The 16,644-nt window shown below is 60.2% G+C and carries 13 protein-coding genes and 2 tRNA genes; 6 read left to right on the top strand and 9 right to left on the bottom strand.

Going from position 1 to position 16,644, the window contains the following annotated elements:
• Positions 1 to 87: 87 nt before the first annotated feature.
• The 6 genes from rpmA to BMZ24_RS14190 form a co-directional block, all read right to left on the bottom strand.
• Positions 88 to 354: a 50S ribosomal protein L27 gene (rpmA, locus tag BMZ24_RS14220; RefSeq protein WP_015775577.1), complete on the bottom strand. Its 267-nt coding sequence runs from the start codon at positions 352 to 354 to the stop codon at positions 88 to 90.
• A 15-nt stretch (positions 355 to 369) separates the two neighbouring features.
• Positions 370 to 681, bottom strand: coding sequence for a 50S ribosomal protein L21 (rplU, locus tag BMZ24_RS14215; RefSeq protein WP_015775576.1), 312 nt, complete (start codon positions 679 to 681; stop codon positions 370 to 372).
• A gap of 151 nt (positions 682 to 832) precedes the next feature.
• Entirely contained in the window at positions 833 to 3,469 is a 2,637-nt protein-coding gene (locus tag BMZ24_RS14210) for a hybrid sensor histidine kinase/response regulator (RefSeq protein WP_092193378.1), read from the bottom strand.
• A complete protein-coding gene (locus BMZ24_RS14205) occupies positions 3,466 to 4,191 on the bottom strand; it encodes a ComF family protein (RefSeq protein WP_092193376.1) in 726 nt (241 codons plus the stop codon). The genes BMZ24_RS14210 and BMZ24_RS14205 overlap by 4 nt, the downstream gene beginning before the upstream one ends.
• On the bottom strand, positions 4,185 to 4,745 hold the full coding sequence (locus tag BMZ24_RS14200; RefSeq protein WP_092193374.1) for a flavodoxin family protein: 561 nt from the start codon (positions 4,743 to 4,745) through the stop codon (positions 4,185 to 4,187). The genes BMZ24_RS14205 and BMZ24_RS14200 overlap by 7 nt, the downstream gene beginning before the upstream one ends.
• A gap of 232 nt (positions 4,746 to 4,977) precedes the next feature.
• A complete protein-coding gene (locus BMZ24_RS14190; protein ID WP_092193370.1) occupies positions 4,978 to 5,607 on the bottom strand; it encodes an MBL fold metallo-hydrolase in 630 nt (209 codons plus the stop codon).
• Between the two features lie 123 nt (positions 5,608 to 5,730).
• Between BMZ24_RS14190 and BMZ24_RS14185 the strand changes: the two genes are divergently transcribed.
• From BMZ24_RS14185 to BMZ24_RS14160, 6 genes are all read left to right on the top strand, one after another.
• Positions 5,731 to 8,181, top strand: a complete 2,451-nt coding sequence (locus BMZ24_RS14185) for a diguanylate cyclase domain-containing protein (RefSeq protein ID WP_161949169.1) — start codon at positions 5,731 to 5,733, stop codon at positions 8,179 to 8,181.
• 41 nt (positions 8,182 to 8,222) lie between these two features.
• Positions 8,223 to 8,298, top strand: a tRNA-Asn gene (locus BMZ24_RS14180).
• 957 nt (positions 8,299 to 9,255) lie between these two features.
• Positions 9,256 to 10,332, top strand: coding sequence for a TOBE domain-containing protein (locus tag BMZ24_RS14175; protein ID WP_092193366.1), 1,077 nt, complete (start codon positions 9,256 to 9,258; stop codon positions 10,330 to 10,332).
• A gap of 43 nt (positions 10,333 to 10,375) precedes the next feature.
• On the top strand, positions 10,376 to 11,677 hold the full coding sequence (locus BMZ24_RS14170; RefSeq protein WP_092193364.1) for a radical SAM protein: 1,302 nt from the start codon (positions 10,376 to 10,378) through the stop codon (positions 11,675 to 11,677).
• A gap of 38 nt (positions 11,678 to 11,715) precedes the next feature.
• The gene (locus tag BMZ24_RS14165; RefSeq protein ID WP_092193362.1) at positions 11,716 to 12,342 is read left to right on the top strand and encodes a hypothetical protein; all 627 of its coding nucleotides are present in this window, start codon (positions 11,716 to 11,718) and stop codon (positions 12,340 to 12,342) included.
• 85 nt (positions 12,343 to 12,427) lie between these two features.
• Positions 12,428 to 12,503 (top strand) — tRNA-Asn (locus BMZ24_RS14160).
• Positions 12,504 to 12,764: 261 nt separating this feature from the next.
• Here the strand turns inward: BMZ24_RS14160 and trxB are convergent.
• From trxB to BMZ24_RS14145, 3 genes are read right to left on the bottom strand one after another with little or no spacing between them, the layout of a single operon-like run.
• A complete protein-coding gene (gene trxB / locus BMZ24_RS14155) occupies positions 12,765 to 13,712 on the bottom strand; it encodes a thioredoxin-disulfide reductase (RefSeq protein ID WP_244150371.1) in 948 nt (315 codons plus the stop codon).
• A 40-nt stretch (positions 13,713 to 13,752) separates the two neighbouring features.
• Entirely contained in the window at positions 13,753 to 16,173 is a 2,421-nt protein-coding gene (locus tag BMZ24_RS14150; protein ID WP_092193357.1) for a Lon protease family protein, read from the bottom strand.
• On the bottom strand, positions 16,166 to 16,618 hold the full coding sequence (locus BMZ24_RS14145; protein ID WP_092193355.1) for an Hsp20/alpha crystallin family protein: 453 nt from the start codon (positions 16,616 to 16,618) through the stop codon (positions 16,166 to 16,168). Before BMZ24_RS14145 ends, BMZ24_RS14150 begins: the two co-directional genes overlap by 8 nt.
• Positions 16,619 to 16,644: the final 26 nt, after the last annotated feature.

Here is a 16,644-nt window from a genome sequence, read left to right as displayed (position 1 = left end):
CGGGGCGCAAGACCGCCGGACAGCAAAAAAAGCCGCCCAAGAGCACTCTCTTGAAGCGGCTTGAAAAAGGCTTGTGCTGGACAAAGCCTAGACAGCAGGAACGATATTGACCCTGGTCTTGACCTTGTTCTTGCGGGTATACTTCTCAAACTTCACGACTCCGTCGATCAGAGCGAAAAGAGTGAAATCCTTGCCCACGCCAACGTTAACGCCGGGATGAACCTTGGTGCCATGCTGACGCACAAGAATGTTGCCCGCCAAAACCGTCTGGCCACCGAACTTTTTCACGCCAAGTCGCTGACCGGCACTGTCGCGCCCGTTGCGTGAACTACCACCTGCTTTTTTATGAGCCATTATTTCCTCCCGACACTAGGCCTGAATGGATTTCACTTTCAGGGTTGTATAATCCTGACGGTGACCCTGGGTTCTACGATAATCCTTGCGGCGTTTCTTTTTGAAAATGATGATCTTCTTGTCACGACCATGCTCAACCACTTCGCACTGTACGGCTGCGCCGTCGACGAAAGGCTGGCCGATCTTGACATCGGCGCCTGTTCCGACAAGCAGGATCTTGTCCAGAGTGAGCTCTGAACCGGCCTGCACGTCAAGCTTGGCTACCTTCAGACTGCGGCCTTCTTCCACACGAAACTGCTTTCCGCCCGTTTCCACGATTGCAAACATCTTGCGTCCTCCAAAATATTGAACGACGTGGCTACCTCTTCCGAGACGCCCCGTCAAGACTTTCATAACGCTATAAAGCCGTCCGGAGCAGGACAGCTGTCGAGAGGGAGGATGCAAATAAAACGAAACCTGATGAGCGTCAACAAAAAATTCAAGAACACCAGGTTCCCAGTGTCTCGACCAGATCCTGCAAGCAGTAGGGCTTGGAGAGGTGCCCGTTCATGCCCGCCTCCAGGCTCTTGAGCTGGTCCGACTCCAGGGCGTGGGCAGTCAGGGCGATGATCGGCACGCTCAGCCCCATGGCCCTGATTTTCCTGGTGGCCTCAAGGCCGTCCATGACCGGCATCTGGATGTCCATGAGCACTATGTCGAAAACTTGCCCTGCCCCCAGAACCTCCACCGCTTCACGCCCGTTCTCGACCAGCTGGACATCCTTCACGTTCAGACTGCTCAGCATCTTCATCAGCAAACTTCGGTTGAACGGATTGTCCTCCGCCGCCAGGACCCGGACGTGTCCGAAGGAACGTTCATCGGAGTCAATGGCTGCAAGCTGCCGCGCAGGAGCGGCTGCGGACACGTTCATGTCCAGAGTGAATGCGAAAGTGCTGCCCTGCCCGACCCGGCTTTGCACCGAGATGCCGCTACCGCCCAGCAGGCGCACCAGGCTGTTGGCGATGGTCAGGCCCAGGCCCGTTCCGCCGTACTCGCGGGTCAGGGAGCCATCCGCCTGTTCAAAGGAAATGAATATGCCCTGTTGCCGGTCCGGAGAAATGCCGATCCCGGTGTCGCGCACGGAAAAACCAAGCGAGGCCTTTCCTCCCGCGCCAATCTTCCCGCGAACGGAAAGCTCCACACCGCCCTGTTCCGTGAACTTGATGGCGTTGCCGACCAGATTGACCAGAATCTGCGTCAGTCGCCCGGAATCAGTGCTCACGACCCGTGGCAATCCGGAAGTGACCAGACGCAGGTCAAGCCCCTTTTTCTGCGCCTGATCGCTGAACATGGTCCGCACACGCGCAAGCAACTCGCCCAGCTCGACATCCTCGGACACGATGCGCAGCATTCCGGCCTCTATCTTGGAAAAATCAAGAATGTCGTTGATGATGACCAGGAGACTCTCGGCGCAGACGCGGATTCCCTGCACGCAGTCCGTCTGCTCGGGGTCGAGCCGTGTCCTGGCAAGCAATTCCCCGTGACCGAGAATGGAATTCATGGGCGTGCGGATTTCATGGCTCATGTTGGCCAGAAACATGCTTTTCGCCTGGGAAGCGGCTTCTGCCCTGCGCCGGGCATCGACAATTTCGGTAACCTCGATGACGCTGACGATCATGCCGCCAAAAGCCTCCGCGCCAAGGACAGGCTGCATGCGCACCACCAGGGCCATGTCCCGGAAGGATTCCAGCTGGATTTCCCGCAGGCGGGTCCGAGGATCTTCCTGCAGGGCGCGTAAGCCCTGCGCCATTTGCGTCCCGAGAATCCCGTCAGGAAAGAGATCCCGGACGTTCCGCCCCAGAAGGCTGGCGGCTTCAATGCCCAGAATGCGACACAGGCTGTCGTTGACCTCAAGCACGCCTCCTTGCTCGTCGGTCAGTGCGACACCCTCGTTTATCCCCGAGAGAAGCGACTCAAGGCGCGATTTTTCCTGCAGAAGTTCGCGCTCGGCCTGCTTGCGCTGGGTCACGTCCATGAAAACTTCAAGAATAAGGGTCTCGCCCTGCAGGATGACCGGAATGGAACTCTTGATCACGTCCAGAGTCCGCCCCTCCAGGGCGCGCATGCGCACCTCGTGCTCGAACTCGACTCGGGGCTGCCGTTCGGGATCACTGCCTTGCGGTTTTTCATAAAACATGTCCCACGGGACGCGGCGCTCGAAAAACCAGCCAGGCTCTATATCGAGGAGGTTGGTCGCGGCAAGGTTGACCCGGCGGATGATCCGATCCTGGCCCAGAATGGCAATGCCCACCGGAAGAGCCTCCAGAATCCTTTCCATGCCCGCGTTGGCTTCCACCACGGCCGCGCCGTCTTTTTCCCGGGATCTAAGCATGTCCGCAAAGGAGAACATGATGCGTAGGCACAGCGCGACCATGCCCGTCAGCAGGACGATGACCAACCCACAGGTCATGACCAGAAGCCTGTCGGCATTGGCCTTATGGTTGTCGATGGCCAAGGCGATCCGGGCCCTGATGTCGCGCTGAAGAATGTCGGCCGTCGTCTCCGCCTGATCGAACAAGGCCTCGGCCTGTTCGTGGATGGGCGCCATGTCGGTGTCCGCCTCCTCCGCTTCCGCCCCATCCAGGGCATGCAGGAGGTTGCGGACCATGAAATGCCCGTGATCCGAAATTTCCCGTACCACGGGGACGAGCTTCGAGGCTTCGCTCAAAAGTTCCGGGGGCATGGGCCGGGCCAGATGTATTCCCTGATCCGCGACCTGTCCGTCCGGATCGTCCCCGCCGAGCCGGCCGCCTTGGTGCATCACGACCAAGGCTCCCCGCGAGCGCATGAGCGCCCGGTCGATCGCGGATTCAAGCGTGAAAAGACCAGGCAGGTCCGAGACGTGAGGCAGACGGTCAAAACCCAGACGGGCCGCGCTCATTTCGACGCGAAAAGTCTGGACCAGATCCAGATGGGCCTGTTCGGCCTTCATCAGCAACTGATGTTCCCAAATGACCCGGTAGCGATAGGCTTCCTTGATCCCCAGCAAGATGATCCCGAGCAACATGAGCGCCAGCAGCCCCAGAACCCGCCGCTGATTCGGATGCCCGAAATTCCTGAAGGAAAGGTTCTTCATACCGCCCTGCCCAGAAAAAAAATGTCCACCCGCCGCGCTTTGGCGGCAAGGCAGGCTTTGGCGCAGGCGGTCAGGGTCGCGCCCGTGGTCATGACGTCATCGACGAGCAGAACATGCCGGCCGGACAGGTCCATGGACGCCTCGAACGCGCCCGCGACGTTGCGATGCCTCTCGGCCCGGCCCAGGCTCGACTGGGCCCTGGTATCCCGGATCTTGCACAGACCGCGAAGAAGGGGAGCGATGCCGATGACCTTGCCGAGCATGCGCGCCAGCTCGGCGCTCTGGTTGAAGCCCCGGTCAAGCACCCTTGCGGGCAGCATGGGCACGGGCACGACGCAGTCGGGACGGGGCAGACGGTGCCTGTCCCAGGCTTGACGGATCAGGTCGCGCAGCAGCAGCCCCAGGCCGTGATCGTGACTGAACTTGTATTGATGGATGAGATCGCGCAGGGCTCCGGAGTAGGGCCCATGAAAAGCCACTCCCGACCACGGCGGCTTGCCCAGACGGCAGGCGAGGCATGAATATGCGGATGCTGAGGAGTCCGCGTAGCAGATTCCGCAGTCGGGACAGTAGCCCCCGACACGCGGGGCAAGGAGCGCCCGGCAGGCTGGGCACAGAGGAAAGTCGCCTGCATGTTCGAGCACCGCCGCGCAAAATTGGCAGCGGCGACCGGCCACATGCAGCACGGCGGCCAGACCGCGCGCCAGTCCCGCCCCTACCATCCGCTGCACCCGGCCAGGTCGCGCACGGCGTTCTCGGCCGCGCGGTCCCGGGAAAAGTCGTCGGCGCCATCCAGACCGCGCAGAAAGAGGGCCTTTTCGATGCGATAATCAAAAATCTGCAAGAAATAACGCAAGGTCGGCATGATTCCCGTGAAAAGATTTTCGCCCCGAGTCCGCCCCGCTACCAGCACGACGTAGGCCAGACGCTCGGCGCCAGGCGCACGCAGACCGCTTTGCCTGGCCATGTATCTGGACTGGGAACGGTCGATCCAGGCCTTGGCCTGACTTGGCAGGTGATAAAAATAGACCGGCGCGGTCAGGACCAGTCCGGAGGCGTGGTCAAGCCGCGAAAAAAGTTCCTCCGCCCCGTCCGCGCCAATCCTGCACTGGCCGTCCTCAGCGCAGCATCCACATCCGGTGCAGGGCTCCATCCGGTGATCGCGCAGAAAAACGGGCCGGGACGGACGGACCAGACTGCGTGCGAAAAGAGCGGCGGCATGATCGCTGTTCCCGCCCGCCCGGGGGCTCATGGACATGATCAGAGGTTCAGTCATGGGCGAGGCTTGCGAACGAACTCCGCCCGTACGAATTCGCCGACTTCGCTCAGGCTGAGGGTCCAATCGGTTTCCACATAAAGGGCGTTCTCAAGCTGGGGCACCACGCTCGGCTTGACCCAAAAAACCTGCCTGTCCGTCCGGCTGAAACGCAGCTGCCAACTGGCATCCACTCCCACGTGTCAGCACTTGTCCCGGAAATCGTGTTCGCCTTCGGGGATCATGGCCACTCCTAACGGGTGAATTCGGTAAAAAACGGATTGTTGAGTTTTTCCTGCCCGACCGTGGTTTCGGGCCCGTGACCGGGATACACCACGGTCTCCTCGGGCAGGGTGAAGATATTGGCGCGCACGGAGCGGATCAGTTCCCGCTCCGAGCTTCCGGGAAAATCGGTCCGTCCGACGGAGCGGTAAAAAAGCAGATCACCGACAAAAACCGCGCCCAGCTCCTCAAAATAAAAGGACAGACTGCCCGGGCTATGCCCCGGGGTGGCCAGCACCCGGCAGGTCGTGCCGAGCAGGGGCAATTCGCCCTCCTCCAGCGGCGTGAATGAAAAGGACGGAGTGCGCGGGAAGCCCATCATTCCGCCGCCGCCCAGCTCCGTTTCAAGGAGAAATCCGTCCTTGGCGCTGGCCATGACCGGGAGTCCCGTGGCCGCGACCAGGTCCGCGTTGCCCTGGATGTGATCAAAATGCAGGTGCGTGTTCAGAATCGCGGCCAGGCTCACTTTTTCGGAAGCGAGAAAAGACAGGATTTCCTGCGCCTCCCCTCCCGGGTCGATGACCACGGCCTCACGGTCCGAGTGCACGACGTAGCAGTTTGTATCCAGCGGGCCAAGCGGCATGACGGTAACTTTGAGCATCAATTCCTCCCTTAGAAACATTTGAACCCAAGATGTAGCCAGCTTCGGTCCAAAACACAATTCTGCTTTCTGGACAAGGATTCCGGCATGAGGCAATGGCTTCAAAAACAACCGGGGTCAATTATGAACACGGCCACTTCCATCGAGACAGGCACGCTGCGCAGACAGGACATCATAGAATACGAGCCCCTGCTCAAGACGGCCCTGAGGGCCATCATCCCCTTTTCCTCCTACAGCCTCATGTTTCCGGCCAAAACCCCAGAAGACATGGAAGCGGATCCGCTGCATCCCTTCGGGCGCGCGGCGCTGGAGAATGATCGCCTCTCGCTGCCTCTGACGCATTCGGACAGGCTGCTCGCGGTCTTTGAAGCCAGGGGCGTAAACCCCGAGGAAACGGCCCGGGCATTGCCATTTCTGCCGCACATGGCTTCCCTGTGCCTGGAGCAGATCAAGATTCGCAAATCGGCCATCACCGACCCCCTGACCGGCCTTTTCAACCGCCACTGCATGCATCAGGCCCTGATCCGGGAAATTTCCGGCATCGTCGGCGCCATCATGCCCGGCCCAGAAGCCATGGCCGACGACTCCCTGCAGGGACACAGCGCCTGTTTCGGCCTCATCATCCTGGACCTGGACCGCTTCCGCCAGATCAACGACAATTTCGGACACAATTTCGGAGACAGGATCCTGGTTCTGGCGGCGGAGCGTCTGCGGGCCGTCTGCCCCAAACAGACCCTGGTCTGCCGCCTGGACGGAGACTCCTTCGGCGTGCTCTGGCCGCAGGCCTCCCGCGCCAGGATGAGCGAACTGGCGTTGAGCCTCGGCGCCGAACTGGCCCGGGTCACGGCGCGCTTCACGCCCCTGCGCGAGGATGTCGGCGTTTCGGCCAGCATCGGATACGTCAACTATCCGCAGGATCTTCAGGGTGCGCAGTTCCAAAAAGCTCCCGAGGAGCAGGCCTGGCTGGTTCTGGAAAAGGCCGAAAAAGCCCTGAGCACCGCCAAGGCCGGCGGCCGCTCCCAGATCTATTCCTTCCGGCAGATCCTCACCCAGGGCGGCGTGGTCCTTGACGTGATGCCCATGAACCGCCTGATCATAAACCTCGGGCGGAGCATGGACGCCCACGAAGGGCAACGCTTCCTGATCTGGTCCCGCAGGTTCAACGGCAGCGAGACCATTGTCGGAACGCAGGGCGATGCGATTTTCGGCCACTACCCGCCCATGTACAAGGCCGAGGTCTCGCTGGTCGAGGTGCAGGACGAGATGTCCATCGCCGAAGTGCTGGTGCAGAGCGATCCGAACTGGACCGTGGAGAAAGGCGACAAGCTGACCCTGCTCGACGACCACGCCGGACGCATGGAGCAGCGCGAAGTCCAGCCCGGCGACCGCACCCCGCAAAAAGACCCTCTCACCGGCCTCTATCCCTACCGGGATTTTCTGCAGGCCTGGCAATCCGTCCGCGGCCAGGCAAAGAGTTTCTGCATGGTGCTCATGCGCCTCGAAACTCCCCATGCGGAACGCACGCCCATGGACAAGATGAAGGAAGAACAGTTCTTCCAGACCCTCGCCGGACGGGTCGAAACCCTGTTCGGTCCGGAAGCCCTTGGCGGACGGTTCAGCGTGAACTGCATCATCTATCATGTGCCGGGGCTGGACCAGGAAGAATGCCTACGCATCGTACGCGAACTGCTTGAAGACGAACGCTTCGCCGGACTGGAGAAATCCGTCGGCATCGCGGCCTTCCCCTTTCTGGACTACACACGCTCCGACATCCTGGAGAATGCGCGCAAGGCCCTGGACCACGCCGAATTCCTGCACGAGGAGAGAATCGCCTGCTTCGACTCGGTCTCGCTGAACATCAGCGCCGACCGCCTTTTCGCCCAGGGCGAAACCTACGACGCCATCGCCGAGTACAAGAAAGCCCTGACCGTCGACGAAGGCAACCTGCTGGCCCGAAACTCCCTTGGAGTCTGCTATGCAAGGCTGAACAAATACGCCACGGCCAGAACCATCTTTCAAGACCTCATCGCCCTCCATCCAGACCACATCATGCCGCTCTACAATTTCGGCTGCGCCTGTCTCAAGGATGGAGATCCCGTGGCCGCCCGGCAGGCCTTCGAGCAGGTGCTTACAATCCAGCCCGACCATGTCTACGCCATGATCCGGCTCGGCCTCATGGCGGAGGAGGAAGGGAACTTCGAGCGCGCCTGGAACCTCTACGAGCAGGTCCGGGCCATGTCCGACGGAGAGCACCTCGCCTCCACGCACAATCTGGCCTACCGCTACCTGGCCAGGCTGGCTTTCCGCCGCGACGACCGCGACACGGCCCGCGAATACCTGCACCAGGCCATCACCGCCAATCCCCAGGACGCCCACTCGTTCCATCTTCTGGCCACGATCTATCTGGAGCGCGGCGACGATCCGGAAATCGCCGAGTCCCTGGCCCGGCAGAGCGTGCACCTCAAAGCCGACGTCCCCGCCTTCTGGGAAGTGCTGATCACGGCCCTGGAACAGCAAGGCAAAACCGAAGAGGCGAACCAGACAAAAATTCGAGCCGCCGCTCAAACCTGTTGACAGAGCAGCCCTCTTTGCCTAAAGAGGCTCCTCACGCGCATTCCCCGGTAGCTCAGCTGGCAGAGCAGGTGGCTGTTAACCACCGTGTCGGCAGTTCAAATCTGTCCCGGGGAGCCAGACTTTTCAGGGCCCTTCACTCGAAGGGCCTTTTTTTATGCCGAATCGCAATAAAACGCCCTCCTATTTCGCCTCCCAAAAAAAGCACGCCTTCCCCTATGAAGCCTGGATCCCCGCCTTCGCGGGGATGACACGTCGCTAATGCCAGAGATCGCGCACAGCTTTCCACTCCCACGCATCAGCACAATACCGACAATATCACGCAGTGCCGTGGTGGGGCGGGTTGGTCCGGGCAAGTTGCCTCGACTGTCTGACCGAGCCAGGCATCGTTGGCGGAATCGTTGCTGGCCGCTCCGCCACCCTCGTTCGTCCTGCACGCAACGATTCAGCCGTACGAGGCCCGCGAGGGAGTTTCGAGGCGGCCTGACCGGACCAACCCGCTCCGCCACTCAGGCCAGACGAAAAAACCGAGCATCTCCTCCACACAAAGCCTGGATCCCCGCCTTCGCGGGGATGACACCTCGGTAATACCCAAGAGATCGCGCACAGCTTTCCACGCCCACGCCTCAGCACAATACCGACAATATCACGCAGTGCCGTGGTGGGGCGGGTTGGTCCGGGCAGGTTGCCTCGACTGTCTGACCGAGCCAGACATCGTTGGCGGAATCGTTGCTGGCCGCTCCGCCACCCTCATTCGCCCTGCACGCAACGATTCAGCCGTACGAGGCCCGCGAGGGAGTTTCGAGGCGGCCTGACCGGACCAACCCGCTCCGCCACTCAGGCCAGCAGAAAAACCAACCACACACAAAACCTGGATCCCCGCCTTCGCGGGGATGACACGTCGCCATACCGGAGGGATGACGCATGAACCTACCGGGAGCAGACGCATCGTTATGCCAAAAGGCTAACGTGGCATTGCCGAGGGGATGGCGCGGAGTAGTTCCGCAAAAACAACACAGCGCAATACCCAAAATAGACGCTTGCCTTCAAGCCACCCATCGGTTCATGATGGAGATCATGAAAGCCTCGCACACTCCAGCCCCCCGCCCCTCCTCCGGACACGCCGACCATGGCAGAATCGTCGAGGAAGGCCAGCCCTGCCTCGACTCCCTGCAGCTTGAACACCTGGAACGCGAATTCCGGACCTGGGCCAAAGATTCCAAACGCGCGGACGTGACCATATCCCGCAAGCGCATCCTGCTCATCTTTCTGCTCATCCGCCACACCGGAGCCAAACTGCACGAGGTCCTGGACCTTAACCCCCTGGCGGACATCGACCATGACCGCCTGATCGTGACTTTCGGCAAGTCCATTCCGGAGCAGGTCAGATCCGTGCCTCTGGCGCACCCCCTGGCCCTGGAAATCCGCGACATGTTTGCCGATGACGCCTTTCGCAACACGGCCGGGCAAGCGCTCGGCGTTGACCCGGCCTTTGTTAGGCGCAAATTCTATGAACGGGCCCTGGCCTGCGGCTTTCCAAAAACCCTTGGCAGTCCGGAAATGATCCGCAAATCCAGGGGGGTGGAGCTGATGCAGTCCAACATGCCCCTGCCCGCCGTACAAATGTATCTCGGACACTCCACGCCCAACCTGACCTCCGCCTTCGTGTCCTTTTCCGAAGACGAGATCCGCGCCATCACCTCTTCCTTCCTGCAACGGGAAAGCCATCGCAAGACCAGCGCGCGCAATTCATTTTTCGGTAAAATCACGGGCATCCGTCCCGCCGACATCCAGGCCGAGGTGGAACTCACCACCCTTGACGGCCAGATCATCTCTTCGGTCATCACCCTGGACAGCCTGCACCGTCTGGGGCTCAAGACCGGACGGCTGGCCACGGTGGAGGTCAAGGCGCCCTGGGTGACCCTGTACAAGACCGAAAAAGAGCCCCTCTGCACCGCTGAAAATCGCATCCCCGGCGTCATCACCCGCATCAAGCGCGGCAGGGTCAACACCGAGTACGTGCTGCGCATCGGCCCGGACACGGAGCTGTGCGTGATCACGACCACTGACAGCCTGCGCCGTCTTGAGTTGCAGGAAAGGGACTCTGTCTGGGCAGTTTTCGGCAGTTACGCCACCATTCTGCGGGTCGATTGACCCGTCCAAGGTCGCATCGTCTTAACCAGGAGACATTGATTCCATGAACGATGAACGGACGAGAGACCACTTTATCGAGATGAACGCCCGTGAATACGGCCCCATCTTCAATTACATCAATTGGATCACCGAGGAACGCGCCAGGCTGGCGAATCAGGAGCGGATTCAGCTCCTGCAAGCGCCGGGCGTCAGCGTGTCATGCCTTGGGACCAAGATCCATCACGGCGCGTTGTCGCCGGGATGCCTGCAGTGCTCGGGAATGGCATGGTCCTGCCTGTTCATCAGCGGGCGATGCAACGGGCGGTGCTTCTACTGCCCGACGCCCCAAAACATGGATGATCCGCCCATGTCCGGGAGCGTGCCGTTTCATCGCGCCCAGGACTACGCCGACTATGTCCGCTTTTTCGGATTTGGAGGAGCGAGCGTCAGTGGCGGCGAACCCTTTCTGGACTTCGACAAGAGTCTCGCCTTCGTGCAGAGCTTGCGCCGCACCTGCGACCCGGCGCTGCACATCTGGCTCTACACCAACGGCATGCTGGTCACGGAAGAGAAACTCGCCAGACTTGCGGCCGCCGGGCTGAACGAGATCCGTTTCGACATCGGAGCCACGGACTATGACCTCAAATTCGTGCGTCAGGCAGCAGGCATCGTGGGCACGGTCACGGTGGAAATTCCCGCCGTTCCGGAAGAAGCCGGACTCCTTGAAGCATTGCTGCCCGAACTGTCGGCGATCGGAGTTTCGCATCTGAACCTGCACCAGCTGCGCCTCACTCCCCACAATGCCAGACATTTGCTTGAACATGATTATACGTACATTCATGGCCCCAAGGTCACGGTGCTGGAGTCGGAACTCTGCGCCCTCGGGCTCGTGGCCCATGCGGCCGCGCACAAGCTGGAACTGGCCGTGAATTACTGCTCTTTTGTCTACAAATACCGTTTTCAGGCTGCGGCAAGCCGCAGGCGATTTGGCGTGCGCCTGCTTGAAAACGGCGAATTGCTGACCGAGAACGGCTTCATTCGCACCCCTCAGACGGCCGTGGCTACAGCGGAGACCGGCTCGAACCCGCAGGCTCCGGAGGACGAAAGGCTGCTCCGAATGAACCGTGCAGGCAGCCCGACCTACGCGGCCGCCTTTGTGCGCCCCCTGGCCAACCCGGAGTTCCAGCACCGGGAGATACGCATCTCCGTGGATTTTGCCGTATTTCTGGAACGCCATCCCGCAAGACCGACAGCGGACACCTTCGCCGAGCATCCCGGAGCGGATCCGGCCACGGCGGGCCTCCATCAGCCCAGTCTTGAGGAATCGTGCGAATGGATCACGCCGGGCCTTGGCGTGTACTTTTGAAAAAAACCGCTTTCCCTGATTTCTTTCCTGGAGGAGCCATGAACATTCTCTCATCCCGCAAAATTTTCATATACGCAGCGATGTCGGCCGTACTGACCCTGATCTTGGCCTGCTCGCACACTCCGTTCAACGAACGCTACCAGCCCGGAGCCGAGACGATTTTCCTGTGGCGGGACGAACCCATCCCCCTGGAACCGGAGTGGAGATATCTTGACGAGGCGAAGGTCTTCGTACGCGGCGAAATCCAGGATTCCATCCTGACCCCGGTGGATGAGGTCAGGTCCCTCATCTTTGTGCGTGAAGGGCAGGAGCCTCCCGCGATCCTGATCCTGTCCCGGGTGATCAAGACCAGCCAGGTCGACATTTTCCGTTACCTTGGCGGGAACAAGAAGGACATCGAGGGCTACCCCTACCGCGAAGCCGCCTATGGACTGAGTTCTGATTCGACCGATCCGGAATACGGACAGTATTTTGAAAAAATCCGCGCGGCAGGCCTCACTCCGGCGCCGGAGTACAGGGTTCGGGTTCTGGACAGGCTGCCCGTGGACACGACGCTGGTCCGCATCATGGAACTCACCCCCGGAAAAGCGCACCTCACCCTGCCCGCGTATGGCAAGCTGTATCCTCAGGAGCGCCGGGAATTGTTCCATCCCCGACCATTCTAGATACGAAACCTGTTGGAAATGAAGTGGAAAACTACATGGTTGACAGTCCGCCTCCCTTTCCATAAAAGCGCTTTCTGGCTCTTGTTCCCCGGTAGCTCAGCTGGCAGAGCAGGTGGCTGTTAACCACCGTGTCGGCAGTTCAAATCTGTCCCGGGGAGCCACGAATTTCCCGCCCATACGGCGACAAAACCCCTTGAATTCTCAAGGGGTTTTTTGTTGGCCGTGTCACATGTCCGCCAGGATCAGGCCCACTGCCTTCCAGACTTTCGTTCCCGATTCTTGCAACCGCCACCACATGGGCAAACACTGTCGTCCTCACAAACGCCTGCCTGCGTCGCCATAAAATCCCGCAAGGAGCGGCTAGCCAAAAAAAACGGCGCAAAGCCGAAGCCCGCGCCGTTAAGCGTGCCTTGTCCGTACCGCTATTTGCGTGCAGCCTGGGCTTTCCGCGCTTCCACATAGTGAGCGGCGGCCAGCGCAGCCACGCAGCCGTCGGCCGCGGCCAGGACGATCTGGTTGGCGTACTTCTGGCGCAGGTCGCCCACGGCGAAGATGCCGGGCAGGCTGGTTTCGCATTTCTCGTCGGTTACGACGTAACCGGCAGCGTTCATCTTGACGCCCGCAGGGACAAGGGCGTTGTTGGGCATAAAGCCCACAAAGATGAACACGCCGTCGGTGGCGATCTTATGGGTCTCCTCGGTCTTAACGTTCTTGACGGTCACTCCGGTCACGCCCTGATCATCGGCCGCGATGTCGTCCAGCACGGAATCAAGCACCAGGGTGATACGCGGCTCGGCGAAAACGCGCTGCTGCAGGATCCGGCTGCCGCGAAATTCGTCACGGCGATGCACCAGATAGACCTTGGCGCAAATCTTGGACAGGTAGAGGGCGTCTTCAAGGGCCGTGTCTCCGCCGCCAACCACGACAACGATCTTGCCGCGAAAGAAGAACCCGTCGCAGGTGGCGCAATAGGACACACCCTTTCCGTACTGCTCCATCTCGCCAGGCACGCCCAGCTTGCGGGCCGATCCGCCTGGAGCAAGAATGACCGAGTGCGCGTGCAGGCGCGTGCCGTCGCTCAGGACCACCTCATGGTAATCCACCCCCGGCTCGACCCGGGCGACTTCGTTTTCCCGAATTTCCAGATCGTACCGCTTGGCGTGGTTCAGGAATTTCTCGCACAACTCAAAACCGCCGACCTCTTCAATGCCAGGATAGTTTTCCACATCCTTGGTCAGGGCGATCTGGCCGCCCGGCATGCCTTTTTCTATCAGAACCGTGTGCAAAGCCGCGCGCATGGCGTAGATTCCCGCGGAGAGCCCGGCCGGGCCACCGCCGACAATAACCAGATCATACATTTCGTTTTCCAAGACATTCTCCTTCAAGGTTGGCCCCAAGGTTGCCCCCTGGTCAGGCCTGTTCCTGTTTATCTTCCTGCTTGCCGAATTTTGCCATGCCCTCGGCCAGTTCTTTAAGCCGCTGGTCCGCAAGGGCGTAAATGCTGCCCTTGGGATAGGAGCCATCCTTTCTGCGTGTGCCGGCCTTTTTGCCGGTCAAAAGTCCGATGCCTTCCTCGATATTGGCCACGGACCAGATGTTGAAGCGATCCTGGCGCACGGCCTCGACCACTTCCGCCTTGAGCATGAGATCCGGGATATTGGCCTTTGGAATGATCACGCCTTGCGTTCCGGTCAGCCCCTTGGCCTTGCAACAGGCGAAAAACCCCTCGATCTTGTGATTGACGCCACCTATGGCCTGCACCTCGCCGTTCTGATTCACGGAACCGGTCACGGCGATGCCCTGCTTGATTGGCACCCCCGAAAGACTGGAGAGCAGCGCGTACATCTCGGTGGAGGAGGCGCTGTCGCCGTCCACGCCGGAATAGCTCTGCTCGAAGGCAACGGATGCGCTGACGGCCAGGGGTTTGTCCTGGGCGAACATCTTGCGCAGGTATCCGCCAAGGATGAGCACGCCCTTGTTGTGGGTGCTTCCCGAAAGATCGGCTTCCCGCTCTATGTTGATGATTCCAGCCTTGCCCATGGACGTGGCGGCGGTGATGCGGCTGGGTTTCCCGAACATCACGTCACCCATGTTGTACACGGCCAGGCCGTTGATTTGCCCGACCTTGGCCCCGTCGGTATCGATCATGATCGAGCCGCGGTCAATCATGTCCTGGATTTTTTCCTCGATGAGGCTCGACCGATGAATGCGGGCCTCGATGGCCCGGACAACGTCGTCGCGAAGCACCGTCTCGCGGCCGTCCTGCCCGGCGAAATAATCGGCTTCCATGAGCAGGTCGGTCAGCTTCGGAAAGGTTGCGGCCATCTTTTCCTGTCGCCCGCCCATGCGCACGGCCTCTTCCACCAAAGCGGCTACGGCGGAGCGGTCGAAGGCCCGCAGGCCATGCTCCCCGGACTGGGTGTGGATGAAGCGTGCAAAGCGGAGCACGGACTCGCCGGTCTTGTCCATGGTGGAGTCGAAATCCGCCCGAACCTTGAAAATCTTGGGTACATCGTCGTCATGATGCTGCAGCAGATGGTACAGATAAGTGTCGGCCAGAACTATGACCTTGATGTCCATCTCGATGGGCTCGGGCTTCATGGATGAGGTGGTGAACAGATAGAAAGGGTCGTAGGTCTGAATCTCCATCTTGCGGCTTTTGAGCGCCCGCTTGAGAGACTGCCACACGCCCGGTTCCATGATGGCATCAAGCAGGTTCAGAACCAGATATCCGCCGTTGGCGCGCACGAAGGAGCCGGCCTTGATGCGGGAAAAGTCCGTGCGCCAGACTCCGCTGCGATCCACGATGCGTTCGATGCTGCCGAAAAGATTGCGGTAGGTGGGATACTCCTCGATGATGACCGGCGGGCCCTGCTGCTCGCCGTTGTCGACCAGCACGTTGACCGAATACTGCTCGAAAGGGTCACCCACGGGCATGTGCGGCGGGCGTTCCTGGTTGAAGAAGATGGCGATGTTGTCGACCATGTCGTCGATCATGTGCCGGAAATAGGCATCAAGCTCGGCGCAGGCGAATTCGGCTTTGAGCGGCGCGATGAGGTCGCCTGCAAGGTTTGAGAACATGAGCTTGTCGGCCTGCCGGTTCTTCTCCTGGATTTCCTTCTGCAAAACGCGGATCTGCAGAAAAATGGAATCTATCTCGGTCTTGATCTCGACATGCTTGGCCTTGATGCGGTCGAATTCTTCCCTGGGAAAACGCCCCTTTTCAACCATCTGTTCAAGCTTCAGGATCGGGGTGGGCTCGCCGTCGACGATGGGCATGACCTCCGGCTGCTGCCCCTGCCGGCCCTGAAAGGTGACCAGCGCAAAGCCAGCCTCCTTGACCTGCTTTTCGAGGTTCATGAAGAAACTGGCGGTCTTTTTCTCGTAAACCTCGTTGATCTCGTTCTTGCGCGCCAGATATTCCGAACTCTCGAAGAGCTTGGGCACCTCTTTTTTGAGCTCCTCGACCAGCTGCTGCATGTTTTTCTTCAGTCTCGCCCCAAAGCCCGGGCCCAGACGCACCAGAATGGGCGCCTCGGGGTCCTTGAAGTTATTCAGATAGCAGAGATCGCCGGGGATTTCCCCGTCCTGCACGACCTTGGCGAGAACCTTCTTCACCGCATCCATGCGTCCGGTGCGCGGAGCTCCGGTGACCAGGATGTTGTAGCCCGGGCGCTTGATACCGATGCCGAACCTGAGCGCGTCCACGCCCCGATCCTGCCCCAAAATTTCATCCAGGGGTTCGAGCTCGTCCGTCGTGGCAAAAGGCAGGGTGGAGGTGTCGAGGGTCCACCGCAGCTCATCAGGCGTCAATCGTAAGGATTCACTCATTCCTACCTCGCTCGTGTTCTTCCGTACTCACCTGTACGGGCGTGCAGTCCTTGCATTTGGGCAAGACAACGCGCAGCACGCCACCCGAATAACTGGCGCGGACCTGATCCGTCTGCACTGGCGCGGGCAGGCGCACCGAGCTTGAAAATCCCTGATGGGAAATGCTCAGCCCCCGCCCGTCCCGGACCTCCTCGATCTTTTCTCCGGCCAGGGACAATTGATGGCCGGTGATCGAAACCTTGATGGATTGCGGATCAAGGCCTGGAACATGCGCCGAGACGATGACGGCATCCTTTTCGTTGAGCACGCGCACATCCGGCTCGTGACGCAGCAGCCGCAGGTCCATGGGACTGCAGAAATCGCGCACAAAGGAATCGAAAAGCTCCTCCATGTCCTGTTTGAGCTTGCCGAGTTCGGTGCGGTGCCACAAATGCAGATCGGACATATTTCCCTCCGCAAAAAAGTGGGCCA

The organism is Desulfomicrobium norvegicum (assembly GCF_900114595.1).
Classification (GTDB): Bacteria; Desulfobacterota; Desulfovibrionia; order Desulfovibrionales; family Desulfomicrobiaceae; genus Desulfomicrobium; species Desulfomicrobium macestii.
Note: the sequence above shows the minus strand (reverse complement) of the source record. Positions and strands in the feature narration are given on the sequence as shown.